This is a genomic window from Xenorhabdus entomophaga (genome assembly GCF_037996725.1).
Classification (GTDB): Bacteria; Pseudomonadota; Gammaproteobacteria; order Enterobacterales; family Enterobacteriaceae; genus Xenorhabdus; species Xenorhabdus khoisanae.
In genome coordinates this window covers 1-23,639 of record NZ_JBBMXH010000079.1, presented here as the reverse complement: position 1 = coordinate 23,639, position 23,639 = coordinate 1, and the positions used below count along the sequence as shown (strand labels likewise).

Annotated in this window: 23 protein-coding genes and 4 pseudogenes; 11 read left to right on the top strand and 16 right to left on the bottom strand. The window is 44.9% G+C overall.

All coding sequences use genetic code 11. The features are described 5' to 3' along the window. The first annotated feature begins 305 nt into the window (after positions 1 to 305). The 8 genes from AAC854_RS15785 (at position 306) to AAC854_RS15750 (ending at position 3,310) form a co-directional block, all read left to right on the top strand. Positions 306 to 437: a hypothetical protein gene (locus tag AAC854_RS15785; protein WP_340617947.1), complete on the top strand. Its 132-nt coding sequence runs from the start codon at positions 306 to 308 to the stop codon at positions 435 to 437. Between the two features lie 74 nt (positions 438 to 511). After that, positions 512 to 835: a hypothetical protein gene (locus AAC854_RS15780; protein WP_340617946.1), complete on the top strand. Its 324-nt coding sequence runs from the start codon at positions 512 to 514 to the stop codon at positions 833 to 835. Beyond that, the gene (locus tag AAC854_RS15775; RefSeq protein WP_340617945.1) at positions 832 to 1,068 is read left to right on the top strand and encodes an ANR family transcriptional regulator; all 237 of its coding nucleotides are present in this window, start codon (positions 832 to 834) and stop codon (positions 1,066 to 1,068) included. Before AAC854_RS15780 ends, AAC854_RS15775 begins: the two co-directional genes overlap by 4 nt. Further along, the gene (locus tag AAC854_RS15770; RefSeq protein ID WP_340617944.1) at positions 1,061 to 1,279 is read left to right on the top strand and encodes a hypothetical protein; all 219 of its coding nucleotides are present in this window, start codon (positions 1,061 to 1,063) and stop codon (positions 1,277 to 1,279) included. Before AAC854_RS15775 ends, AAC854_RS15770 begins: the two co-directional genes overlap by 8 nt. Continuing rightward, complete coding sequence (locus AAC854_RS15765) at positions 1,279 to 2,133, top strand: ORF6N domain-containing protein (RefSeq protein ID WP_340617943.1); 855 nt, start codon at positions 1,279 to 1,281, stop codon at positions 2,131 to 2,133. The genes AAC854_RS15770 and AAC854_RS15765 overlap by 1 nt, the downstream gene beginning before the upstream one ends. Next, entirely contained in the window at positions 2,133 to 2,732 is a 600-nt protein-coding gene (locus tag AAC854_RS15760) for a hypothetical protein (RefSeq protein ID WP_340617942.1), read from the top strand. Before AAC854_RS15765 ends, AAC854_RS15760 begins: the two co-directional genes overlap by 1 nt. Before the next feature lie 12 nt (positions 2,733 to 2,744). After that, positions 2,745 to 3,089 (top strand): hypothetical protein, encoded by a 345-nt coding sequence (locus AAC854_RS15755; protein ID WP_340617941.1) that lies wholly within the window; start codon positions 2,745 to 2,747, stop codon positions 3,087 to 3,089. Further along, positions 3,086 to 3,310 carry a hypothetical protein gene (locus AAC854_RS15750; RefSeq protein WP_340617940.1) on the top strand — a complete coding sequence of 75 codons (225 nt, stop codon included), beginning with the start codon at positions 3,086 to 3,088 and terminating at the stop codon, positions 3,308 to 3,310. Before AAC854_RS15755 ends, AAC854_RS15750 begins: the two co-directional genes overlap by 4 nt. A gap of 38 nt (positions 3,311 to 3,348) precedes the next feature. On the opposite strand, the gene AAC854_RS15745 is transcribed toward AAC854_RS15750, so the two are convergent. Then, positions 3,349 to 3,531, bottom strand: a complete 183-nt coding sequence (locus tag AAC854_RS15745; protein WP_340617939.1) for a hypothetical protein — start codon at positions 3,529 to 3,531, stop codon at positions 3,349 to 3,351. On the opposite strand from AAC854_RS15745, the gene AAC854_RS15740 reads away from it, so the two are divergent. Both AAC854_RS15740 and AAC854_RS15735 read left to right on the top strand, forming a co-directional pair. Then, a complete protein-coding gene (locus AAC854_RS15740; RefSeq protein WP_340617938.1) occupies positions 3,521 to 3,793 on the top strand; it encodes a hypothetical protein in 273 nt (90 codons plus the stop codon). The genes AAC854_RS15745 and AAC854_RS15740 overlap by 11 nt on opposite strands. Continuing rightward, positions 3,783 to 4,103 (top strand): hypothetical protein, encoded by a 321-nt coding sequence (locus AAC854_RS15735; RefSeq protein WP_340617937.1) that lies wholly within the window; start codon positions 3,783 to 3,785, stop codon positions 4,101 to 4,103. The genes AAC854_RS15740 and AAC854_RS15735 overlap by 11 nt, the downstream gene beginning before the upstream one ends. A gap of 135 nt (positions 4,104 to 4,238) precedes the next feature. Here the strand turns inward: AAC854_RS15735 and AAC854_RS15730 are convergent, their stop codons facing one another. From AAC854_RS15730 to AAC854_RS15705, 6 genes and pseudogenes are all read right to left on the bottom strand, one after another. Then, on the bottom strand, positions 4,239 to 5,501 hold the full coding sequence (locus tag AAC854_RS15730) for a tyrosine-type recombinase/integrase (RefSeq protein ID WP_340617936.1): 1,263 nt from the start codon (positions 5,499 to 5,501) through the stop codon (positions 4,239 to 4,241). 208 nt (positions 5,502 to 5,709) lie between these two features. Further along, a pseudogene (locus tag AAC854_RS15725) lies at positions 5,710 to 6,270 on the bottom strand (Rpn family recombination-promoting nuclease/putative transposase); the annotation flags it as partial. A gap of 49 nt (positions 6,271 to 6,319) precedes the next feature. Beyond that, positions 6,320 to 7,519: a DUF3322 domain-containing protein gene (locus AAC854_RS15720; protein WP_340617935.1), complete on the bottom strand. Its 1,200-nt coding sequence runs from the start codon at positions 7,517 to 7,519 to the stop codon at positions 6,320 to 6,322. 13 nt (positions 7,520 to 7,532) lie between these two features. Then, positions 7,533 to 10,907 (bottom strand): ATP-binding protein, encoded by a 3,375-nt coding sequence (locus AAC854_RS15715; RefSeq protein ID WP_340617934.1) that lies wholly within the window; start codon positions 10,905 to 10,907, stop codon positions 7,533 to 7,535. Continuing rightward, a pseudogene (locus AAC854_RS15710) lies at positions 10,891 to 11,534 on the bottom strand (DUF4194 domain-containing protein). The gene AAC854_RS15715 and the pseudogene AAC854_RS15710 overlap by 17 nt, the downstream one beginning before the upstream one ends. 227 nt (positions 11,535 to 11,761) lie before the next feature. Then, complete coding sequence (locus tag AAC854_RS15705) at positions 11,762 to 13,222, bottom strand: DUF3375 domain-containing protein (protein ID WP_340617933.1); 1,461 nt, start codon at positions 13,220 to 13,222, stop codon at positions 11,762 to 11,764. A 234-nt stretch (positions 13,223 to 13,456) separates the two neighbouring features. Between AAC854_RS15705 and AAC854_RS15700 the strand changes: the two are divergent. Next, positions 13,457 to 13,785 (top strand): annotated as a pseudogene (locus AAC854_RS15700) (IS1 family transposase); the annotation flags it as partial. A 153-nt stretch (positions 13,786 to 13,938) separates the two neighbouring features. On the opposite strand, the gene AAC854_RS15695 reads toward AAC854_RS15700, so the two are convergent. The 9 genes and pseudogenes from AAC854_RS15695 to AAC854_RS15655 all read right to left on the bottom strand — a co-directional run. Continuing rightward, positions 13,939 to 15,480, bottom strand: a complete 1,542-nt coding sequence (locus AAC854_RS15695) for an NAD(P)/FAD-dependent oxidoreductase (RefSeq protein ID WP_340617932.1) — start codon at positions 15,478 to 15,480, stop codon at positions 13,939 to 13,941. A 25-nt stretch (positions 15,481 to 15,505) separates the two neighbouring features. Next, the gene (locus AAC854_RS15690) at positions 15,506 to 15,904 is read right to left on the bottom strand and encodes a DUF805 domain-containing protein (protein ID WP_340617931.1); all 399 of its coding nucleotides are present in this window, start codon (positions 15,902 to 15,904) and stop codon (positions 15,506 to 15,508) included. A gap of 102 nt (positions 15,905 to 16,006) precedes the next feature. Continuing rightward, the gene (locus tag AAC854_RS15685) at positions 16,007 to 17,284 is read right to left on the bottom strand and encodes a 4-aminobutyrate--2-oxoglutarate transaminase (RefSeq protein WP_340617930.1); all 1,278 of its coding nucleotides are present in this window, start codon (positions 17,282 to 17,284) and stop codon (positions 16,007 to 16,009) included. Between the two features lie 37 nt (positions 17,285 to 17,321). After that, positions 17,322 to 18,074 (bottom strand): cache domain-containing protein, encoded by a 753-nt coding sequence (locus AAC854_RS15680; protein WP_340617929.1) that lies wholly within the window; start codon positions 18,072 to 18,074, stop codon positions 17,322 to 17,324. 35 nt (positions 18,075 to 18,109) lie between these two features. After that, positions 18,110 to 18,865, bottom strand: a complete 756-nt coding sequence (locus tag AAC854_RS15675) for a FadR/GntR family transcriptional regulator (RefSeq protein WP_047964576.1) — start codon at positions 18,863 to 18,865, stop codon at positions 18,110 to 18,112. A 53-nt stretch (positions 18,866 to 18,918) separates the two neighbouring features. Continuing rightward, on the bottom strand, positions 18,919 to 19,692 hold the full coding sequence (locus AAC854_RS15670) for a nuclear transport factor 2 family protein (protein WP_340617928.1): 774 nt from the start codon (positions 19,690 to 19,692) through the stop codon (positions 18,919 to 18,921). Positions 19,693 to 19,707: 15 nt separating this feature from the next. After that, positions 19,708 to 21,138 (bottom strand): gamma-aminobutyraldehyde dehydrogenase, encoded by a 1,431-nt coding sequence (locus AAC854_RS15665; RefSeq protein ID WP_340617927.1) that lies wholly within the window; start codon positions 21,136 to 21,138, stop codon positions 19,708 to 19,710. Positions 21,139 to 21,503: 365 nt separating this feature from the next. Beyond that, positions 21,504 to 22,751, bottom strand: a complete 1,248-nt coding sequence (locus AAC854_RS15660; protein WP_340617926.1) for an aromatic amino acid transporter — start codon at positions 22,749 to 22,751, stop codon at positions 21,504 to 21,506. Between the two features lie 65 nt (positions 22,752 to 22,816). Further along, positions 22,817 to 23,527 (bottom strand): annotated as a pseudogene (locus tag AAC854_RS15655) (tryptophanase); the annotation flags it as partial. Between the last annotated feature and the right edge of the window lie 112 nt (positions 23,528 to 23,639).

The window sequence follows — 23,639 nt, the reverse complement described above, 5'->3', positions numbered from 1 at the left end:
AGATAAGCATAACTCAGTCCTCTTTTTTGCCTTTTTGTTTCTGGAAAATCAAAACTCGCAAAATTTGGACTGAGTTTCTTTGACACTCCTACCATTTTGAAAAGTTATATAGCAAGGCTTATCTGAGTGAGAAAGCAGCCCTGAATAAACTGGCTTATATTCGGGCGCAAAAGCAGTTTAATGAGGAAGATAGAGAAAGTAACTTCCCTGCCGAAGAAATTATTCAGGAAGACGGCACTTCTGCATTGCGCAATGGAAAGATGCGACCTGAGTTCATAAGACGGCATGCTCAGTTACTGGAAGAAATGAAAGCCGATATCAGGCGAGAGAAAGCAAAGGCAGCCCTACAGAAAAAGTATTCAAAAGCAATGCATGAAATGGATTTATTGGATGCAGAGATAGCTATATTAGAAATACAAATAGCCGAATTAGAATAATAAAAACAACAATACAAATTTAATTACAGCGCCATCGCTGGGGAATCGCTCACGCTGAAAAAAGGAAATAGAAAATGACATCATCAACTTTACTTGAAAGAAAACGAAAGGCATTTATTTACGCCAAACTAGATACCTTAAAAAGAAAGTATGGTTCTTACTCTGAAATTGTAAAAGTAGATGGCTTTAATTACAGGCTGGATTTGGACGAGGAAATATTAAACACAGCATTAATTAATCCATTTGAAGAAGATGTGGTAGCCGTCAAAGGAGAGAAACTTCTTATTGAGTCATACAACAATTTTTACACCAAGCACGGAAATTTAACCATAGAAGGTGATGCGTTTATGGAAATAATATTACAACACATTTCTAAGAAAACGGAGCCAATAACATGACAAAGAAAACCTATTTAGATTTTGCTAATGCTGCTATCCAAAAAGAGAAAGAAGAAAAGTACGACCTTGCAGCCATATATTGGGGAAAGGCCAAAAATGTAGCCACCAGTCTTAATACTCAATTATGGGCTGAATATCGCCAAGAGCATAACGAAAAAAGATATTCATTACATAACAACTATAGCAACGCATTAAGAACCCCAAAAGAAGACAGGCGGATAGCTAATGGCTAAACGAAAAAGAAGTAAAACCCAACAAGGTTATATGGGAATGACTCTATCGCAAGGAATGCGATTAGAAATAGACAAAAAGCAAGATTATTTAAATTCGAAAAAATACCTCTCTAATTTTCCGGTAGAAGGTGAAGAAATGAGAGTGCCACTTAATAGAGCTATGCGCCGTTTAGCAAAAAGAATGAAAATTGAAATGAAGGAAGTTAAATAATGACCAAGAAAAACGAATTAATTCCAGTATCCGCTAAAGAATTGCAGATCGTTGAATATCGCGGTCAACGTGTTGTGACCACCGAACAGTTAGCTGTGGGGTATGCTACAACCGTTGATCGTATCCGCCAAAACTTTAACCGCAACAAATCGCGCTTCTTTGAAGGGAAGCATTACTTCCAGATTGCCGGCGATGAGCTTTCAGCCTTCCGCGTATCATTTAGCGACGCGGTTAATAAACACTCAACCACCATCACTCTCTGGACAGAACGCGGCGCAGCGAACCACTCCAAGATGCTGGAAACTGATCAGGCATGGAACTACTTCGACGACCTGACTGAATTCTACTTTACCCGTCGCGACAGCATCATCACAGAGGCTGAGCTGTTAAGTAACCCAGCGAAGTTACGTTCAATGCTGTCCGTGTATGCCGAGAACGTTGAGCGCCTTGAGGGGGAAAACAAAACCCTGAATGCCACCGTGGACAGTCTGGAGAAATACTTCACCAAAGGAATGACCATTCCCGCTTTCTGTAAAGGCCTGAACGGGGTGAATACCGCCAAAATCATGTGGTGGGCAATGGAGCGCAACTGGCTTTACAACGAGCAGAAAGATCCTGAGAAAAAGCCGCGCTGGCGGGTCGCTTCCTATGCCCGTGATCGCTATCTCACAGAAGATGAAAACGAGATAACACCTCGCGGAAAGGACGCCTTTATCACCCGCACCGCCGTGTTACTGGAGAAAGGTTGTCACCGCCTGTATGCCCTGTACATGAAAGGCGAACTTCCCATGAAGAAATCATGGAACGGTGAATACCACCACGACAAAGCCATTTATACCCCGGAGGGTAAATAATGAGCAAGCATCACACTGAAACAGAATTTGATTACGGCAAGTATGGCGTGATTGTTATCACTGAGGCCGCGAACAGCGAAATCATCAGTTATGCGGAAGCGGTAAAGGCGTTGGACGCGGGTCAGTATGACCGTGACTTATTGTTAGGTTTTGATTTGGTACTGGCTATCACTCATGGCTGGAAAGCGGGCTTTTATGAACCAACCAGTGAACAGAGTTTGGTGTTATGGCGGTGGGTTGTGTCAGCCTCATTTGTGCAAGAGCAAATAGACAGAAACGGCACTCGTGAGGTTGATAACGGTCAGGGAGGGACTGATACCGGAGCTATTTACCTTAATGGAACATCGGCAATCACTGTATACCCATTGCCAGAACGCATGATGTTAGCAACCCATGTTGAGGGGATCGCCTTTGAGCAGTTCGGTCGTGAAGAAGGGGTGGATATGGCGATCAGAATGTATATGGATTTTATCAATATGCAGCCGGAAAACGGCAACCGGTTATCTGAGAAAGGACGCGAGGGGCTTTCTATCCTGCACGATGACTTAATCAAAGCGGTAGAGGCTGGCGAGTTTGGCGCAATACCCGTCATTCATTAACAAGAGGCTTACATGATAACGAAAAACTTTCGTCTGAATGCACTGGCGAACACCTATGCAGCCGCTATCTATCACGATGTAACGACCCGTAATGGCGGTGATCACTTCACGATGCAGGTCGGCAAAACAGAAATCAATGTCGCTATTGTCGATGGGGTAAAAGGTATTCGCGAACTGGTGGACAGTTACGCACTGGAAGCCCTACAGCAGAATTACCCGGCATGGGAAGTAATAGCCATTAATCTAATGGAAAAATGCGCAGTCAATGGCTACCTGACGGGCTACGGGCGTGAGATATGGCAGAGCATGATCAACGACATGGGCGATGCGCTGGCAGCTAAGGGGATGTTTCAATGAAAATCGACTATCAGGACAAAGGCAGCACGGCGCAAATCATCATTGTCAGTTTCATTACCGAACGCCGTAAGCACCATCGTTGTGTTGATGCCGCCCTGTTAGCTACACCTGTTCGGGCTTCTTCCGTCGGTGTGCTTTTCAGAAAGACCACGATCACAGGTAAAGCGAACCACATGATGCGTGCCTACAAAATCATTTGCAGGGAGGCAGGCCGTGACTAAGGAGCACCGCCAGAGGGTGGACATCAACGACGAACTGGTCAGAACGGTAGTCCACATCGACGATGGCAGGGATCACACACAGCGGCATATCCACACCATGAGACGCAATCAGCACATTCACGAGGGCATTTGCCCTCCTCTGCCACCAGCACCCAAAGTGGCAGACGTGAAGATAACACCATTGAAGAACGGTAAGAGGGGCAGGAAATAATGATCAGCATCGATAACGCACAGAACGACATTGGTTTACCCGGTCACATTGATGATGGGCGCGAGTGGACGGATTGGTTGTTGAAGAAGGCGGATGAACAAAGAAAAAAATCAGCTTTATGCCAAGCAGAGTTTGAGAAATTTATCACTAACAGTCCTCAATTTAATACCAATTTATTAGTTAAATATCAAAGTGGTGAATATTTCAGCAGTTACACTAAAAAATATTTTCAACTTTTTTCGGCGGGATGGAGAGCTAGAAATGACCAATAACGCATCCCACCTCACTCAAATTATCGCCTCGGTCTGGGGCGATCCGGCTGACATCACCGATGCAGTATGGAAAGCAGGATACCGTAAGCCAGAACGGGGAGAAACGGAAATCGCTGAGCTGACTATCGACGTCATGAACGGGATACCCGATGAGGTTCCCTACTCTGAGAGGCCAAAAAACTTGGACGATATTCTCACGACAGAGTTGTACACCATTATTCTTGAAGCAACACTCAGTGACTTGGCAACACCTGCAATGGTGGCAAAAATGATTTTGATTAACGGATATCGGAAAGGAGTTGGGCAATGACAGAATCACCCTACATCAAAACAAAGGAACTGGCGGATCGGTATGGTGTAAAACCACACACGATAAGATTGTGGTGTGGCAATGGGAAGCAAAAACGAGAAGGCTTCCCAAAACCCAGATTTAAATCTGACCAGCTTAACTTTCTACGGCAGGACATTTTTGACTGGGAGGACGGGAAACAATTTTAGTCAGTTTATCCCACCAGCGCTCATATGCCTCTCTCTGCTCATTTAGGTAGGTGTGCTTATCGTACACCTGCCATATACCCGGCAGTTTATGCCCGATCATGATTTCGGCCACATGAGGTGGTGTTAATTCAGATACTCCGGTGCGCATGGTTCGGCGTAAGTCGTGGATTGACCAAGAGACATAAGACTCACCAAAATATTTGGACATTTCTTTATTGAGAGTTGAGACTATGTTGGTGTAACTTCCCCGTGAAAATGGCTTTCCATTACCTACAACAAATAAATATGAACTTCCCAGGTTTAATTTTTTTGCTTGCTCAATTAATTCCTTCGCCGCTGGAATAATCGGCCTGATGATGGGCCTCTTGGTTTTCCTTCCTGTTTTATGGTTAGCGGGAGGGATTATCCAAATATTCTTTTCATAATCAAAATCATTAACCTTAGCTTTCAATAACTCGCCGATGCGGCATCCAAATAAAAGACTCAATTTTATTATTAGCGTATTGCGTGGATTATATTCAGGGGCACTAATAAGTTGGAAAAGCACCATTAACTCCTCTTCGCTTAACGCCCTTTCCCCCGCATCAGAATCAAGATTAATATCGTCACCTACATTTTTTCCACCTAAATCACTTATTCCTACGTCAGATAATGGGGTTAGATTGGTTATTCCTCGCCGAACCGCCCACTTATGTGCTCTCTTGGAATATGTCAGTATGCGCTCACCGATTGATGGCACCTGTCTGGAAATATCTTCAATTAAAGAAAGCCACACATAAAGCGTGACTTCATCATGAGGTAATTTACCAATTTTGGGGAAAACATAGATTTCGAAAGAGCGCAATACCTGATCAGCATTAACCTTTGATCCTTGCATTGTTGCTTTCCACCAATCCCGTATAAGTCCTTCTACAATGACAGCACTTAATGCTGATTCTTTACGAACACGCTTAACTACTTTAGGATTGCGGTGCTGTTCAAGCTCCCCGCGATAAAAGATTACTAGATCACGGGCATCTTTTAAGCTGGTTGCTGGATACGTGCCAATATCAACCCGATCCCCTTTGCCGTTCCAGCGATATCTAAATTGGAATATGATTTTCCCTTTAGGGGTAATACGAACAGACAGGCCATCCCTGTCTGTCTTAGTGGTCATTTTCTCTTGGGGCTTGCCGTTGGTAGAACGGAGCCATGAATCAGTAATAGCCATATCACTTTCCTCAAAAAACAATACAGCTTTTAATGTAGTTCATGTACACAGCGATGTACATTTTTCTCATGATAATAGGGTGAATATCCGTGACTGCCACTGACAATCAAAGACAAAAAATAAATAAATTAACTTATAATTCAAAATGTTAAATTTAAATCCGTGACTACGAATGATTGTTAATGATTAGCCCTGACTGAATAAACGTATTTCGACATAGAATATGTTTTTGCACCAGCTCCATCAGGGCAACGCCTTTATGCGTCAGGATCTCTTCATCGCTGAGCACACTGACATCCACCAAAGGAAACGCCTGATTGTATAAGTGAGAAGCTTGTTCGGACTGTGTAAAACAATCCAGCCACCGATTTGAGTAAGGATAAGGCCGAACCTCACCATGATAAAACAGCAAAGGTACCACCAAAGGAAGTTCAGTATGCCCTTTTTTCAGATGATTCGCCATCGCTGACATCGTGTAATACATCAACCGCCAAGCCATCAACGGGTCAGGGGTTGACTGATGTTCAATCAGGCAATAAATATAACCTTGTCCCTGGACCATCTCAACCGAGTACAACACATCACTGTGTAGTTGACGTAAATGCCGATCCACAAAACTGCCGGGTTCCAATTTCAATGTGGTTAAATCACACAATAGCTGAATTTCTTCGGGAAGATAAAAGGATAAAAACTCCCTAGCCGTTTCAGGACGCGTTAAAAAATGTTTGAATAACGCGTCATGGGAAGGCCTTTTTTCTTTCTTTGCCACAATACGTCTCTCTGTATTATCTGTTATTAATCGCCTTCTTGGGCAGGTTCTATTTTGTTAACCAATCAGTGAGCTGATGTTTAATGTAATCTGATGACAAACGTTCTTGCTCCAGACGGGAAGATGGAAAACGACCGGAAATCAGTGCATTAAATAAATCAATTTCTTCTTCACTGAGAAAAGCAGGAACAACTTCAGTGGGCTTACCCTCAATTCCCATTCTATCCTCGTGCATCTTAACCGTGTTAATGTCCATCATGATTGATTCAAGTCCGGCACATTTACCTCTGGCATCACTTAAAAAGGTTAGCCCCCAAGTATCAATATCTCCCCAATAGCCAACTCGTTTTTTCTTCAACCATAAGGCATCCATCCAGGCAATATTTTTTCCACCCCCAATAACCGCCACCGTATCCGACATATCAGGTAATGCTAAACCTGATTGCAGGTTTTCCACCACCAGAATATTCGATGCTGGCAATTCATACTCTTTCAGCAATTCATAAGGTAATTGGAGGATGCGTAACCCACCCAGCGCGTCAGCAACATGAGGACAAAGTGGTCTGACTGTCAGCCAGCCTTTGGGATTCGTCTGACACGCTAACCAATCCACCAGCCCGCCAACCTCAGAAACCGCGCCTCCATGAAGCGTATCAACCAGTTCTTCCAATAAGAGCAGGTGACTCTCCAAGAATTTGGTATCAATGCCTATTATGGGAAGCGCCCGCAGATATTGTCCTTTCCCCAGCCCTTGTTTTAATTGTGGAAGTAATTTCGCCAGTAATTTTGCTTCTTTCAACGTAATTTTTTCTACGATCTCGATATTTTTGATTAATGCCGGATAAAGTATTTCATTAATGTGTAAAAAGGGCTTCATATTTCTTTCCCATATAACACTCCGGTGGATAGCGTTCTTACCTAAAAACTCTATAAGCTGTTGCATGGATTCAATCACAACCCAAATGGGAATAACTTGCTCAGATAATTCACGAAATCTCTTACTTGACCACAACACCATTTCTTGATGAGGAAATGATTTCCATTCACTGACAACTCGCTGAAAATGTGCCAAATCTGATAATGCAAAAGCACCACTAGGAGGTTTTAAGCTAATACGAATGGGGAATGGTTTAGCCCCCAACAGACGTGCCTTTAAGGAAGACAGGTTATCCCATTCTCTTTTTCTGACTATCTCTGTCACCTGAGTGGGTAATAACCCCCAGGAATATGTTTGTGGTGCTTTTTGCATATTTTTTTACATGTCAGTTTTCAATTTTAATGCCGAATTCATACATTTCAGCTGCTAATTTGTTCCTTTTTTCCTCACCCATGATACTGTCAATTTCTTCCCAGGTAACTTCACAAAGATGGCTGTCATGATGTTCCTGATTTCGTTCGGCAATCAATAAAGAACGCGCTGATTCTCTTGCTAAGTTCAGATTTTTATAAGGGGTAATCAGGTTAACGTGAATATAGAGTTCCCGGAATACACGGAGTACACGCCGGCTCACAGATTCTGCTGTATTTGAAAAAGCCTCATCCAGAAATACAGTGCAATAAACGGGTCTGTCATAACCATTTGGGGTTAATACATATGCTAAACTAGCAGCCACAATCGTGGCAGCAAAAGATTCTTTTTCTCCTCCCGATTTACCACTGGATGACTCCAGCACGTCACGAACCTCACCGGTAGTAGCATCAATCTCTTCAGCATAAAATGCCATCTGATAACGAGGATCAAGCAATCTCAGGCTTTCCAATGTCGTGGATGTCCCGGAAGCGCTGGCTTTATCAAGAATGAAAACCACGTCAGACAGTTCACGGAACCGTCCTTCATGATCATCGCTCGTCACTTTACTCAATACTTTCAGTAAAAGCCGATCGAATTCCTGGACATGTGGGTATTTTTCCCTTTTGCTTCCCAACCTCAAATGAGTACCTGAACGAAACTCTGTACGATTAAGCACCTGATTAATAATGTCTATTCTCTCAAGAATATCTTCACGCTCAGATTCAAGTTTTGTTTTGATAGTGGCCATTGACTGGGTGGCATGTTTATTTAATCGTTCAATAAATTGATCCACAAGATTCGGCAAGCCTTCGCTTTCCAACTGTTGCAGATGATTAAGGTAGTCAGGCAAGCTGCTAATATCGGTTTGCCAATCCACCGCATAAATCTGCCACTTTTCATGGGATCTAAACGAAGCCATTATGCTGACAGAGGATTTTTCCGCCCGGTTTTTATTGTTGCGGCTATTTTCCAGTTGGCGTTCCAGTTTTTCTTCAATCTGAGAGACCAATTCTGATTCCCGATCCAATACATCCGCATGCAGCTTACCCACCCGTGTGATTAACCACTGCCGCGTGATATCGGATATCCCTCTCGATGTTTTAGCCTGTGCTTTTCTCCATTCCCCTTTGGCTGCATTTAATGTCGAGTTAACCGCCCCCGATTGTTCGTTAAGCCCTTTTAATCTTGACTGGATCTGGAATAATTGTTTTTTTGCTGATTCCCAGCGTTCCATTGCTTTTTCAAGTGAATCGCTGGATTGCTCCAGTACTTCAAGATCTTTTTCCAGAGCTAAAAGCTTGTCATGCCAGTACGGTGCATTGATATCATCCCATCGATAATTCTGCACTTTTTCCAGCAATATTTTGATATTAACAATGGAATTCAACGCCTCCCGCGCTTCTTTGACCTGCTTTTCAATCGCAGACAACTGCTGTATGAAATTATTTTTGTCATGATTAAGAATGGATAAACGTGATTTATTTGAGAAACCTAAATACCAGCGTCTTCTGTCATCAATCCGGTACTGATCTTTTTTCTCAAAACGCCCTTTATCCATGTGCACTAACCCTTGCTGTGTCATTGAATACGGTGTTTTGTCTAGCTCTTCCGTATCATCGACACATTGCAGATCAAAGCGCAAGAGATGATGTTTGAGCCATTCCCGATAAGGATGTTCCCGCCACGCTAATTTTCTCAAATAACCATTTGGTTTAAATTCGACAGCGTTACCCTGAATATCAGTGACAACCTGGACTCTCACGTGCAAACCAGTATGACGGGCATTCAGCCAGTGCGTCACCATTGAGTAGCAGTGATGTGGGATAGCAAGTGTTGTGCGCAGTCCTCCCAAAGCTCTTTCGATTGCTCCCTGCCACGCTTTTTCATGCTCCTGAACATCAATTAATTCCCCAATAAAGATGCAGTCATCTTTGTTTAATTCAAGGGAATTAACCAACTCATCCCGAAGCTGCTGATATTTCACATCAATATTAGAGTTAGGTCTTGACTCTATTTCACTGATTTCCTGAGAAATATATTTTATTTTTCCCTGTAACTGGCTGAACTCCCCACTGATGGTACCGAATTGTTGCTCATATTTTTCCTGCTCTGCCTGAATATTGGTAAACCTGCTTGCAACAGTAGATTGGTTCTGAACAAATACGGTATGTTCCAGCGTGGAAGGAAGGTCAAGCGCTTTAACATTGTCCTGATATTGTGAGGATCCCCGAATAATCCTTTTTAATTGATCTTGAGTATGCTGAATTTCTTTGCGAAGTGACTCTATTTTAGTGCCACCAAGCTGGAGATATTCTTCGTGTCTTCGCTCAACCAACTCATGAGTATCCCTCTCTTGTATCTCAGCCTGTTCTATTTGTTGGCGGATATCTCGCAGCTGTGCTTCAATATCAATAATTTTTTCGTTCCACAATTGCGCAAAAATTTCACCCAAATAGGCAGATAATCCATTTTTCTCTGCTGTCAGCTTTTCCAGATCTTTCGTTGATTTTTCCAGACCAGCATTCAGCTCGGGTAATTTAGCTAAATGATCCCTTTGTGCTCTGGTATCCACAAGTTGGCTATGTATAGCAACGAGATCGGAAAATTCTTCCACTATTTTTCTGGCATCATCCTTAACGGTGCTGGGTTCAAGCACTAATTCACGAATCAACTCGGTCAGATCATCAATCTTTTTCAAACCCAATGCCCGTGAAAGCAATGCCGGCGCGTTTTTATTATCCATACACAAGAGTTTTCGGTATAACTCCTGATATTCAGAGAATCGGTCATCACAGCATGTTATGGCAGGATCAGTACGGAGCCACTGTTTGAGTGCCCGCACATTACCTTCACCAAATGCATCAAGAACTTCTTTCAGCGTCAGGTTTCTTTTGGCAATGGCATAAACCCGTGTTACATCTGACAGAGCATTGGTTGGTTTACTGTTCCAGAAAAGTGCTGCCAGTGTGATTTCTGTACCGTCATCACCCCGATATAACGCTCTGAGGCCGGTCACTACGGCAGATTCGCGTTTACTTCTGACTTTCGTGCCGGCACCATCATGGGCAGAACCAAAACTCCCCCGCATATAGGAAATTAAGGTTCGGTCAGTACGATCCCCCTGTGCTGCTGCAACGTTGAACGTCGCTCTGCCTGCGGGAAGCAGCAAAGCCATTAACCCATCTATAAACGTTGATTTTCCTGAACCATTGTCCCCTGTAACTAATGTTCCTGCCTCATCAATCCGCGCGGTGTGTAGTCCATTGAATGAACCCCAGTTATATACGGAGAGTTCAGCCAATCTGATCTGGTTCGTATGTACTAATGAGTTAGTCAATATAGTCATCTCCTGTTTCTCCATCATTATTTATGCCGCCGCCGGGAGCTATACCTTTTTCATTTGCCATGTTGAGATAATCTCCGAGCATTTTTTCGAGAAACTCAGCATTAACGACATAACGAATAATTGGTGTGATTTCAAAACGATCATCACTTCCTCGTACCGAACTCAATATTTTTTTAGTCACCATTTTAGTCAAGGCGCCATTGAGTTTTTTACGATCAGATTTGTGCTGTTGGTTAATGGCAGAAATGGCGTCAGATTGGATTCAATCCGTTCTATATCAATGATAATTTTTTGTTCACCGGAAGATTCCCGCTCTTGATAATGCTTGCGAAGTACCAACAGCAGTAACGTGTCATATAGAGAAAGCGTTCTCCGGCTAATGATAGATAGAGCCTCTTCATCATCATCCATTCCCAAAGATTCTTTATCTTTTTCATCATTAATATTTGCGATAAACGCAACTCCGGATCTCTCATCCAGAACTAATTTCAGATAAATTTCTGATAAATATTTACGAATATCATTTTGATAGCGACAAAGAGAGGCAAAAAGTTTTATCTTCTGCGAAGACAATACGACACCATGACGCAATAAAGTGACTAATACCTGACGAGCTTCAACAGACATGCTTTTATTATCTGTCGTATCATTCAATACATCAGAATGGAGGTTCTCTTCTTTCAATACAGGGGCATCAGAAAGTGCTTCTTCAAATGAAAAGTTTGTATTTAACTCTGTGTCAGGAGTATTGGAGGAACGCTCTGACTGTGTATGATTTCTTATTAACTGATCAAAAAAACTGGTTTCTTTCTTAGATTCGCTCATATTTCATACCCATTTTCTAGCCAGATAACTTAAAGGGTTAACTCATCCAAATTGTCGGGAAATAGATCGGCACTCAAAAGGAAAGTCGGAATGGATGCCCGCAAATTAACGCCCTGTTTATCCTTGATCTCTACTGATTCATTTTCTTCCAATGACACCATGCCAATCGATTTTGCCACTCTCAGATAGGCAACTAATTCTTCCAGTCCTGCACTAATAGGGTTATGAATCACAATAGAAGCTATCGTCATTGGCCCATATTTTTTTAATGTGGTCAGGATCTTTTCAGCAATTAACCTGACTTGAACTGTATCAAGACATTCCAACATCTGAGTACTTGGCGTCCTGGAGTTTAGGTTCTCCTCAACACCGGAAGTATTGAGTTTTTCATCAGGTAATTTGAGTAGCATGTTGTCAGGAGAGTTTATTGTTGCTGTACCTGTAGGCAGTGATAGGGTGGTTTCTGTTTGTAAATGACATCCTGCATTTTTCAGTTCAATAGCCAGTTTTTCCAATCGATTAAGTAACCTCTCTACTGCCTGATTTTCCTGAGCATAACCACTTTCTATATAAGCACGTAAGCTTTCTTCTATTCGGCGTCTGATCTGAAAAACTCTTTCACTCTCTCGACTCAGTTCTCTCATTAATCGATTGAGAAACTGTTGCTGTTGAGGAGTTAAATGCTTTGCAACCGAGCGGCTTAAAATACTACGAAGTTGCTCCCGTAATTCCGTTGTTCTGTGCTGATCACACAGCAAATGGAAAAAGCTTTCAAATGCGCTGCCTGCATCAGTTTGGGATAATAAATTTTCTTTCTCCAACACGGAAAGCAGAATATTTCCTTTTGTGGAGTCTCCTTCAATAATTTGAATTCGAATGTTTTGATCTAATCGACGGATCTCATCTTCGACACGACGAAAATCCCCCGTTAAGACAGAAGCCAGATGATATATTTCACGAATTCTTTCTCGCTGCTCTGCGTCACTCAATTCAGTAATAACACCTACTTTCAGCGAATCTATCTCTCTCTGGATTTCTGCATTTTTGGATTCTAAAAGTGTGATTCGTTCATTAATATTTGGGCTAATAGCTACAGCAAAATCCCTGACCGCATCCTGAACAATTCTCAGATGAGATGCTGTCGTTCCCGAATTACGTTCATCAAGTCCCTGAACAAAACGAAGAGCGATTTCACTGGCATCCGTTTTGGTCAGAACATCATTCATTTCACGCAGCCAGTCTTCTTTAATCCATTTATTAAGATAAGTGCCTGCTGACGTTTCTGTTTTCCAAATATCCAATTCCCGGCAACGTGTTAATTCTTCATCAAGTAACAGGCGGGCCTGACTGAAGGGAACTTCACTGTTTTCAGAAAACAGGTTACTTAAAAAAGCTAAAATGTAAGGCGCATTATCAGCTCTTAACAATTTCCAGGCGGCACTTTCCTGAAAAAGACGACTGTATTTTGCTTGTAACCCTTGAAAATTCAATGTCTATCCTTTTATACAGTGAGATACGTTCATAACCAATCGTTAGAACACAGATCGTAAGGTTAACAAGGATATTGTTTCTAAAATATACACCTGTTTTTACCACAAAATTGGACAACCCAGAACTTAATTCACTGTTGAAGAGTAAATTCTGAATTTGATCACTTCCATTGTGGGTCACGTATTCAATCCGTTGATGATTGTGTATAATCACCATTTTTTCGGAGAGATTAAATGGCGGCAATTGAAGTAAAATGTCGGTTTTGTCAACAAATTGAATTCGTCAAAAAACACGGTAAAGGCGATGCGGGACATCAACGCTATCGCTGTTTTTCCTGCAAACGAACCTTTCAACTTGAATACGCCTATCGAGCGTGCCAAGCGGGTATAAAAGAACAAGTCGTTGCCCTTGCTATGAACAATTCAGGCATTCGTGATACTGCCCGCACATTACATATCAGTATTAATTCCGTCGTCCGGGTTTTAAAAAACTCAAACCGCGACGCGTAACAACACTTCCGTTGGATAATGTCGAAGTCCAGCTTATCTGCGAAGTTGACGAAAGATTGAATACGCGACCGTTCCTGAACTTGCTTAATGAGAATAATCTCCGGCACGGCAGAACCGGAGTTTTTCTCCGGCCTCCTGTGGAAAATTACTGTAACGGTAGTGTAGAGCACATGATAGTGACTTCTCGGTTAATGCAAACCTGCCACTCAGAACGAAACTATCTCTGTCGGGTTAAGTGTGCTTATCACTCCCAGAGCGCCTTTAATTAATGGAATAGCTACCGGAGAGAGATAGGAACCCAGCGGAATACTCATGTGATCGATGCGGGTAAGCATGGTAAAGTCGTGGTTGCGTCCGGTGAGATCGTCGCTGATGGCTTTGCCAATGCGCACTGTCTGCGCTACGCCATGACCGCTCCAGCCATGCACCATATATACAGGGACGCTGTCACCACTTTTACGGGCATCGGTGGCACCATTCAGGGTCAGATCGCTAATCCCGCCCCAAGAGTATTCCAGTTCGGGTTTTTCCAGATGCGGGAACACAGTTCTGATACGATCAAGCAAATAATTATTCACATCACGTGGTGACCAGGAGTTACCGGTGCCCTGTCCACCAAACAGCAGGCGGTTGTCGCGCACCGCGCGATAATAGTCTATCTGTAACTGTGTATCGTAGACCGGCAAATCCGACGGGATTAGCTCTTTGATATCCACCGGTAACGGCGGAGTTACCGCCACATAGGTGAAAAAAGGAACTGTAGTGGAAGGGCCGGAGATAAACTCACCAGTGGAGCCATGCACTCCCAGTACTACGGCTTTACTCGCCCTGATAACTCCCCGTTCAGTTTCTATGACTGTGCCGCCGGTATCTTGCCTGATGCCCTTCACTTTCGTGCCGTCATAAACTCGTCCATCCAGTTTGGCAAAGCCATAGACCAGGCCTCGCAGCAGTGCCAGAGGCTGAACCTGTCCACCGATGCTGTCGATATTGGCACCATGATAGATACCCGAACGCACATACTCTTCCTGCAATTCGTGTGGCCCAATCACCTTCACCGCCGTATCTCCCAGCTGACGCCGGGCATCGGCATTAGCTACCAATGGCCCCATATGGCCTGGGTGTATCGCTGCGGTAATATGACCATATTTGCGATCACATTCAAAACCGTAACGCTCGCGGAGTTCATCCACAAGATTCATCGCTTCAACCGATGCAAAACGCCATAAGCGTTTGGCCTCATCGGGTGAAAATCTTTCCAGCATGGTTTCCGCCGACCAGCGGGCAATTCCGGGGGTTATCTGTCCCCCATTACGGCCAGAAGCTCCCGAACCAATGTTATCCTTTTCAACTAAAATCACATCCACGCCCGCTTCAGCAAGATGCAGCGCAGTGGAAGCGCCCAGCAACCCGCCGCCAATGACCACAACCTCACAACTCTGGTCTCTGGAAAAACTGCCAAAAGCCGGACAATCAGCCAGAGAGGCCTCATAGTAGTTGGCTGGCATGGTTTTAGCATCCATGCTTCTATGCCAACTCCAGATGCGCGGATCTAGCCCTAACCGACTGGTTCTGTGCTGTGCATCCTGCAACAGCATCGGCCGGAGTTGGTCAATATTGACGACCGGAGCATCAACCGCAGTTAAGGTCCGGGCGAGCAGAGATGTAGTAGGAAATATAGATGAAAGTACTCCCGCCCCTGCCAGAGTCGCGGCAGTAGAGATAAAATCTCTTCTGTTCATTGCCATTTCAGCACTCCTTTATGACCGGAAATTACCCGTTAGTCTGGCCCGGCGTATTTCCCTGTGAGTGAACCCGGTTTTCTGAACTGTATTTATTGCTGCCCGCCTGCCCTTTCAGAGTGGCGAGAATCAGTAAGATAACAGTGCCGACAAACGGGATAAGATGTAACAGTAGCCACCGGGCGCTACAGTTGATATCGTGCAGGCGGCGGGCATTTACCGCCAGCGCGGGCAAAAATGTGAGCAGCAGATAGATAGCACTGAACCACCCCATATAAATTTCGGGATTGGCAACAGCAAACAGCCTTTCAAGAAAAGAAATGATAAGAACAGCCAGGATCTGAAACAGAACAAAATACCAGAACTCCTTACGCTGGGCCCGCCCTCTGAAGCAGGTATAATTTTTTAATACATTTAAATACCAGTGCATTGTTATCCTCCTTGTGAACCAGCGGTTTACCCCTGCCGCCACACGCATTTTGGGTGAATCCTTCCTTAGTTGCCTCCGGTTACGCGGCAGAATAGTCATTCCCTATTTACGATTCAAATCGAGCAGCACAGATTCCAGGATGTTGAGTGCCTCGTCAAAAACATCATTTTGTATGGTCAACGGTGGAAGAAAGCGGATCACGTTGCCGTGTACACCGCACGTCAACAGAATCAGTCCACGCTCTAACGATTTCTGACGTACCGCGTTGGTAAAACCGGCATCGGGTTTCTGACTGTCTGCACGCTTAAACTCCACCGCAATCATCAGCCCAAGCCCACGCACGTCGGCGATCTGCGGGACACTCGGCCGTAGTTCATGCAGACATTGTTTTAACCGCTCTCCCAGCTGTGTCGCACGCGCAGCCAGCTTCTCTTCTTCGATCACATCCAGCACCGCATGGCTAGCCGCAATCGCCACCGGATTACCTCCATAAGTTCCCCCCAAGCCACCCGGCACCACAGCGTCCATCAGCTCTGCTCGCCCCGTTACAGCCGCCAGCGGTAATCCCCCCGCCAGACCTTTTGCCATCGTGGTCAGATCGGCCGCAACTTCATGATGTTCCATGGCAAACAGTTTGCCCGTACGCGCGAAACCGGTCTGGATCTCATCGGCAATCAGAACAATACCGTAGCGATCGGCAATTTCTCGCAGGGATTTGAGCAGTTCAGGAGGCGCAGGATAGAAACCGCCTTCTCCCTGTACGGGTTCGATGATGATGGCAGCAACGCGCGTGGGCTCGATATCGGTTTTGAAGAGATCCTCCAGCGCGTTCAGCGTTTGCTCTACGCTGATATCGTGCAATCCTACCGGAAATGGGACACGGTAAACGTCGCTAACCAGCGGGCCGAATCCCATTTTGTATGGAGCAACTTTGCCGGTTAATGACATACCGAGGAAGGTACGGCCGTGAAAAGCACCGCTGAAAGCCACCACACCGCTGCGTCCGGTAGCGGCACGTGCGATCTTCACAGCATTTTCTACTGCCTCAGCCCCGGTGGTAACAAAGACTGTCTTTTTCACAAAATTACCCGGCACCAGACTGTTCAGCCGTTCGGCTAACGCTACATAATTTTCATAAGGCACGACCTGATGACAGGTATGGGTAAACTGTTCCAGCTGCTCTCTGGCTGCGGCAATGACGCGCGGGTGACGGTGACCGGTATTCACCACGGCGATACCGGCGGCAAAATCAATATAGCGTTGCCCCTGAACATCCCAGATTTCAGCATTTTCCGCACGCTCAACATAGACTTGTGTGGTCACGCCAACGCCTTTTGCGATAGCCGCACTGCGCCTTTTAGCTAACATAGATTCAGTCATAAAGTAGAAACTCCTCAGCAATCTGAATAAATGGGCTTCAGCAGACAAACGCCCTGTGTGATTCAGTGTGTGATGACGGTAGGATCACCAGACGCAGTGACGATACTTCCCCATCGGCCGACTGGTTAACATCCTGGCTCTTCAATAGAGAACCTGAACGTACTCCCGGCACTGTTGAAGTTACGACACGCGCATCGTCATTAATTATTAATGCGGGCTTACCGATAGCGCCCAGAGCCGGCAGAAGTAACCGATCCAGCGTCGAAACCAGCATATCCACCGCCGCAACACCGACAAACTCCTCATTGATAAGCACCGGATGGGCTATTGTAATTGTGTAAGCACCGTTGCAGACATAATCCACATAAGGGCCGTCAATGATAGGAAGGTGACGACTGGCCGGCTGCCGGAACCACTCAAACAACCGGAAATCCAGACGCCTGCGCTGCTCCTGATTGTGTTCCAGTTGCGCATACTGAATGGTATTCCCTTCCTGACGCCACCACTCCAGCGTCCAGTAACCGCCTTCCTCCCCAACCGTCTTCGTTACCGCATAGCTGGCAAATCCTGCCCCGTTACACCAAGCGTTGTTACGCAGTACATCGTGGATATGTTCTTGTAATGCGCCGCGCTGCTCCCGCGCCAGACGAACACCCTCCGAATGATATAACGGCTGTTCCAATAAAATACGCGCGGCCTTATCTGCCAGAGCTGCGGTGGCCTGCTGCGCCGCGACTAAGATATCGTCCAGAATGCTTCTGGCCCGTTCTACGTGTATGTCGTTGTACATATGCCTTCCCCTTTCTTGGGATGAATGCAGCCGCATTACTCGCGATCAGATCCCCGTAAGAATGGCGCGTCAGTATCCATACGCAATTTGCATTCAAGCAGGTGGTCAGTAATTCGGGTAATCATCTTCTGCGCAAGCTGATAACAGGCGAGCTCATCACTCTTATACAGAGAGGCCAGAAGTGAATGCCAGGCGGCGGAAACCTCGCGGTGAACGGCAGCCTCTCGGTACAGAAACACCATCAAAGGCGCCCATTCGACCTGAATCTCCAGCTCCTGATTGGCAAGCCTGGCCGACTGTGCCTGAGATGCCAAAGTTAACAGACAGCGCATATCTGCCTGTATACGAGCATCCGGTTGCGTCGCAGCCGCAAAGCTGTCGATCAGTTGCCCAAGCTTTTTCAGTTCACCCGGCGTTGAACGTTGGGCCGCAAGCCTCGCGCTGTGACCGATCACTGCACAGTGAAATTCGCTGAAATCTGCCAGTTCGCCTGAAGCCATCAGCTGCAACGGATGATATTTCCGCATTGTCTCAACGGGAACCTGACACACAAAACTACCGCCATAACGTCCGCGCCGAGTATCGATCAACTGTCTGGCGCGCAGCGTGTTCAGGGCGTCGCGAACCGTTACCGGTGACACACCCAACAGTCGCGATAGCTCGTTCTCGTTAGGCAGCTGCTCATCGGTCTGTAATATCCCGGAGATGATCGCATTACTTAAACGTTCCACAACCTGTTCGGTCCGGGTAGCCTGATCGAGTGGTGCGTAGACGATGGAATATGTTGTCATTCTCTAATTCCTGATTGAAATGACATGAGATTTCAGCCTGTCTTCAAACTACGCTAAAAAATACCGTGGCGATGCAGCGCTTGCGCATCCTCTGGTACTGGAGAGATAGCATCCCAAAGCTCAGCCACTTTGCCGTTTTCGACACGCCATAGCTCAAAGTAGCTGTGACGTGCTCCGGCAATACTCCCCTCTGAGTGGGTCAGAACAAACTGCCCGTCGGCTACTGTACGGTGGATTTTTGCATAATGCAGGCCCTGCCCTTCATCCCTGAGTTGCTTAAGAAACGCAATGACCGCAGCTGTACCATCGGGAATATCGGGGCTGTGCTGGCGAAACGCCTCACCATTGGTGTAGTTTTCAAACTCATCATAGTGCCCTTCGACTAGGGTACGCGTGAAAAAGTTAACCACCAGTTCGCGGTTCTTCTCTCTGTCATGGCTATGGCCCGTTTCAGTCGGGCCGTCTAACTGAGTTCGGCCACTGGCATTGGGCGCACACTGCGGCACTAGGCCATCCCAGTGCTCCACGATTAAACCATCGGCAACCCGGTATAAATCGAAACCGACCAACGGCTGATCGTCTAACCCCGTAAAACGGCCGTGGATAGCAACCAGATCTCCGTCCTGTAGTACGCGATACGTTTCATGGTGCAGCTCAGGATGTGCCTGAACCAGTTCACGCAGACCGGCAAGGCCATCTTTGACCAACGGGGAATGCTCAATGAAATTCGGCGCAAAATAACGCTCAATCGCCCCCATATCACAGTCAGTAAACAGCTCGTGGTGCGCGCGCGACACCATGTCGCGCGAAGATCTATTTTGATTCATTATGGGTGTCCTGTATTAGTCGTTGGAACTCATCACGTGTTTGATACGCGTATATTCATCGAAACCATAAGCCGACAAATCTTTACCGTACCCAGAGTTCTTGAAGCCGCCATGCGGTGCCTCAGCCGTAAGAGGAATATGGGTGTTAATCCAGACAGTTCCAAAATCAAGCTCACGAGACAGGCGCAATGTGCGGCCATGGTCGCGGGTCCAGACACTGGAAGCCAACCCGTATTTCACATCGTTAGCTTTCTCGATAGCATCCTGCTCTGTCAGGAACTTCTGCACTGTGATAACAGGGCCAAAAATCTCGGTCTGAATCATTTCATCGTTCTGCTCCAGACCGGTAATCACCGTAGGTTCAAAGTAATATCCTGAACGATCGGCCTGACGACCTCCGGCTTCAATACGGGCATGAGCGGGCAGACGCTCAATGAATCCTTTGACCTGCTCCAGTTGGCGAATATTATTCAGCGGCCCATACAGCGCCTCTTTATCTTCCGGATCGCCAAAACGGGTGGCTTTAGCTGCCGCCACCAGTTTAGTGACGAGGATATCGTGAACAGATTCATGCACCAGCACACGTGAAGCCGCCGTGCAATCCTGACCGGCGTTGAAGTACCCTGCGGTAACAATGGTCTCTACCGCTTTGTCTATATCCGCATCGGCAAAAATAACGACTGGCGCTTTGCCACCCAGCTCCAGATGCGCTCTGGTGAGATTAGCCGCTGCCGAAGAAGCAACCTGCAAACCTGCGCGTACGGAACCGGTGATGGAAACCATAGCCGGCGTTCTATGTGAAACTACCAGAGCACCCGCACTGGCATTACCCAAAACCACATTGAAGGTGCCGGCAGGGAAGAACGGAGCGGACAATTCAGCCAGCAACAGAGTACTCTCCGGCGTAGTATCGCTCGGCTTAAGCACCACGGCGTTACCTGCTGCCAGAGCAGGTGCTATCTTCCACACCGCCATCATCAACGGATAGTTCCACGGGGTAACCTGCCCTACTACGCCCAGTGGCTCACGCCGGATACTGGTAGTCATACCAGAAAGATATTCAGCCGTAGCTTTGCCTTCCAAAAAGCGCGCTGCACCAGCGAAGAAGCGGATATGATCCACCGATGTTGCAATCTCTTCAGAGGCAATCAGGTGCTTGAGCTGGCCTGTATTGCGGCTTTGCGACTCAATCAGACGTTCAGCATTTTTTTCCACCGTATCAGCCAGCGCTAGCAACGCCTGCTGACGTGCCGAGGGTGTGCTGCGTCCCCAAATTTTAAACGCCTCTTTGGCCGATGCATAAGCATCATCAACATCCGCCGCGGTCGCGTTAGGAGAACGCGCATAAGATTCACCAGTGACCGGACTTACCAGATCAAAATATTCGGAACCTTTAGATTCAATATACTGACCATTAATGAAATGCCTGAGCGTTGGTACTGACATCACTACCTCCGGATAGATTAAATGTATAAGATATAACCTATGATTTAATATATTTAATGGTTGCATTTTAGTCAAATTTGTAGCAAAAATGTAAAAATAAGAGGCAATTTAGATACATGCATGTAACTTTCAGAGTTCCTGTCAGGAAAAAATATTCAAATCTGTGAAGAGGATCGAGGATTTCATATTTACGGAGCGGAAGTTACAGATCGGATTAGCAGATTACTTTCATTCTTGCAAATATGACAAAATGGTTTCATCGTCAGGGTTTCAACTACAAGAAATCCATGAGTGCGATGCCAATAAACAGCAACAATTTATTGATGTCTACCGACACTACGCAGGTTTATTAACGGCTATATCAATCAGCGATAAATAGGTAATAAATTAAACTGGGCCAATAATTGGCAAATAATACCGAATATACCAAATGCAATGACTGTATAAATTAACCCCTTACCACCCCATACCTTAAAACCAGATTCAGAAAACTTTTTTCGGGCTTTTAATACCATCACTGCCGGACAAATAATCGCCCAAATGCAAGCTGCCATACCAGCATACGCAATAGCAATTAAAAATCCGTTTGGAAAAAACATACATAACAACAGAGGAGGAGTAAAACAAATCAGTGCTGATTTAAATCTTCCGCCAGAATTATCCTTAAAATTAAGCGTGGCCAATATATAATCGAATAATCCAATTGCAACGCCTAAGAATGAGCAAAAGACCGCACTGATTGAGAACCATAATAAAAATGTTTCGATATAATCACTATTTAACACAGTATAAAGGGAATCAATAAACGCATCTAAGTTACCTCCTTTGTTAATAATGGTAATAAATTGTTCCCTTGGTAAATTTCCCATAGTGCCGATCATCCAAAGTAGATAAATGATCAACGCCAGAACACATCCGATAACACAACTTTTTATCACTTTTTTTTCATTTTGATTGTAAATTTTATACAAACTACACACATTCCCATGATAACCAAATGAAGTAATCGCATATGGAATAACTATAAAAACAAAAGGATACAATGCTAACTGGTTACTTCCTTCTACCGAAAAATTAAAAAGTAATGCGCTTTTTGCTTGTATAAACAAGCCCGAAAAAGCCAATACAAAAAGCACTATTTTAATAAAAAGAAATAGTGACGTAAGCCGGCTTGCACATGTTCCACTCCACCATATAGCTGCACCGAGAACAATGGAAAACATAATAAATATCGTTCTCAGGTTGATATTGCACCCATAGAGATGTGAAGCGCCATAAATAACAGAGCCAGCAGCAGAAATATAGGCATACATTAATATATACAAAACAAAAATTAATGATATATTAGCAGTATAACATGCCCATTTTGGTAACAATTCTTTTGAAATATAAAAGTAATTTGTTCCTGCTCCATATTTTGATGTGCATTCAAGAATATATATCCCGGAATGAAACATAATAAAACAAACAATAAGTAAAACCAAAAGAGAGTTAATAAACCAAGCGCCTGACATTATGGTCGGTAAGCTAAACATTCCGGCCCCTATCATTGCACCACCCAGCACAAAACCTCCCACAATAATTGAGGGTTCTTTATTAATTAAATGGCTCATTGTTATTTCCTTAATAGAATAAGGATGAGGCTCTCGTACTTCACGAGAGCCATTATTAATGATGGTTATTTGATAGGTTTTAATCTGGCCGTAAAGTGTCTTAATACCGGAGTCTCATATTCAAATTCAAGCCCTTTAAGGGTTGAGAGTTTATCTTTCAGGCCAATTAGTGCATCTGCAATATAATCCATATGGTCATTGGTATACACCCGGCGAGCAATAGTCAATCGCATAAACTCCATAGCAGAAGGTTTCTGTTCTCCTGTTGCCGGATCGCGTCCCAGAAGAAAAGAGCCGATTTCTACCGCACGCACACCTGATTCCAGATAAAGTGCATTAATAACAGCCTGAGCAGGGAACTGATCGCCGGGAATATGAGGAACTAATTTTTTACAGTCAACAAAAACAGCATGTCCGCCAGTAGGGTACTGAATAGGAATGCCACCTTCCCGCAGACGATCTCCCAGATATTTCACCTGACCGATACGATAATGCAGATATTCTTCCTTCGTTCCTTCTTCTAATCCTTGAACCATTGCAGCCATATCACGCCCAGCGAGTCCACCGTAAGTGACAAATCCTTCCATAGGAACACAACGTTGTCTTGCTAAGGTAAAGGTATTTTCATCATTTTTAATACATACCAATCCACCGATGTTTAATAATGGATCTTTTTTCGCTGACATGGTTAACGCATCAGCATATTTGTACATCTCAAGAATAATTTCTTTGATTGTTGCGTTCTTATATTTAGGATCGCGTTCTTTAATAAAATAGCAGGGCAAGAGCGTGAATGTTCACTTCTTGCCCAACGCCTTAAACCCTGCAACTAATACCTTATCCAAATAGTTAATATCCATGCTCGCAAACCGTTGTTTTCGGCGAATA

Coding starts and splice junctions, on each gene's coding strand:
- AAC854_RS15785 (WP_340617947.1), top strand. CDS start 306: ATGAAAGCCGATATCAGGCGAGAGAAAGCAAAGGCAGCCCTACAGAAA.
- AAC854_RS15780 (WP_340617946.1), top strand. CDS start 512: ATGACATCATCAACTTTACTTGAAAGAAAACGAAAGGCATTTATTTAC.
- AAC854_RS15775 (WP_340617945.1), top strand. CDS start 832: ATGACAAAGAAAACCTATTTAGATTTTGCTAATGCTGCTATCCAAAAA.
- AAC854_RS15770 (WP_340617944.1), top strand. CDS start 1,061: ATGGCTAAACGAAAAAGAAGTAAAACCCAACAAGGTTATATGGGAATG.
- AAC854_RS15765 (WP_340617943.1), top strand. CDS start 1,279: ATGACCAAGAAAAACGAATTAATTCCAGTATCCGCTAAAGAATTGCAG.
- AAC854_RS15760 (WP_340617942.1), top strand. CDS start 2,133: ATGAGCAAGCATCACACTGAAACAGAATTTGATTACGGCAAGTATGGC.
- AAC854_RS15755 (WP_340617941.1), top strand. CDS start 2,745: ATGATAACGAAAAACTTTCGTCTGAATGCACTGGCGAACACCTATGCA.
- AAC854_RS15750 (WP_340617940.1), top strand. CDS start 3,086: ATGAAAATCGACTATCAGGACAAAGGCAGCACGGCGCAAATCATCATT.
- AAC854_RS15740 (WP_340617938.1), top strand. CDS start 3,521: ATGATCAGCATCGATAACGCACAGAACGACATTGGTTTACCCGGTCAC.
- AAC854_RS15745 (WP_340617939.1), bottom strand. CDS start 3,531: ATGCTGATCATTATTTCCTGCCCCTCTTACCGTTCTTCAATGGTGTTA.
- AAC854_RS15735 (WP_340617937.1), top strand. CDS start 3,783: ATGACCAATAACGCATCCCACCTCACTCAAATTATCGCCTCGGTCTGG.
- AAC854_RS15730 (WP_340617936.1), bottom strand. CDS start 5,501: ATGGCTATTACTGATTCATGGCTCCGTTCTACCAACGGCAAGCCCCAA.
- AAC854_RS15720 (WP_340617935.1), bottom strand. CDS start 7,519: ATGCAAAAAGCACCACAAACATATTCCTGGGGGTTATTACCCACTCAG.
- AAC854_RS15715 (WP_340617934.1), bottom strand. CDS start 10,907: ATGACTATATTGACTAACTCATTAGTACATACGAACCAGATCAGATTG.
- AAC854_RS15695 (WP_340617932.1), bottom strand. CDS start 15,480: ATGGCAATGAACAGAAGAGATTTTATCTCTACTGCCGCGACTCTGGCA.
- AAC854_RS15690 (WP_340617931.1), bottom strand. CDS start 15,904: ATGCACTGGTATTTAAATGTATTAAAAAATTATACCTGCTTCAGAGGG.
- AAC854_RS15685 (WP_340617930.1), bottom strand. CDS start 17,284: ATGACTGAATCTATGTTAGCTAAAAGGCGCAGTGCGGCTATCGCAAAA.
- AAC854_RS15680 (WP_340617929.1), bottom strand. CDS start 18,074: ATGTACAACGACATACACGTAGAACGGGCCAGAAGCATTCTGGACGAT.
- AAC854_RS15675 (WP_047964576.1), bottom strand. CDS start 18,865: ATGACAACATATTCCATCGTCTACGCACCACTCGATCAGGCTACCCGG.
- AAC854_RS15670 (WP_340617928.1), bottom strand. CDS start 19,692: ATGAATCAAAATAGATCTTCGCGCGACATGGTGTCGCGCGCGCACCAC.
- AAC854_RS15665 (WP_340617927.1), bottom strand. CDS start 21,138: ATGTCAGTACCAACGCTCAGGCATTTCATTAATGGTCAGTATATTGAA.
- AAC854_RS15660 (WP_340617926.1), bottom strand. CDS start 22,751: ATGAGCCATTTAATTAATAAAGAACCCTCAATTATTGTGGGAGGTTTT.